The organism is Oleiphilus sp. HI0061 (genome assembly GCF_001635675.1).
The window spans coordinates 1-273 of sequence record NZ_LWFE01001471.1; the positions used below are offsets into that span (position 1 = coordinate 1).

Annotated in this window: 1 protein-coding gene; it reads left to right on the top strand. The window is 44.0% G+C overall.

Annotated features, from left to right (window positions below; genetic code table 11):
- Positions 1-273 (top strand): M48 family metallopeptidase (locus A3735_RS23055; protein WP_156499853.1); only part of this gene is annotated, 273 nt, incomplete at both ends.

The following is a 273-nucleotide window of genomic DNA, read 5'->3' on the forward strand; positions in this document are numbered from 1 at the left end:
GAACAATATTGAAGAGTTGCTTGATGAGCCTGTTAGCCTTCAGAAAAGGGTTAAAGCTAGAAAGCTTAACAAGAGTGGTATTACTGCATTTGAAGAGGGTGATCTGGACGAAGCGATTCGCGTTTTTGATGAGGCGCTTCAGGTTACGCCAAAACACCCAGCCCTTAACCTTAATACCGTCCAGGTAATGCTAAAACAAATTCGACAGCAAGGTGGCAACCCTCAGCTCAAAGCAAAGTGTGAGCAATGCTTGGACAATGTTAAGCATATTCC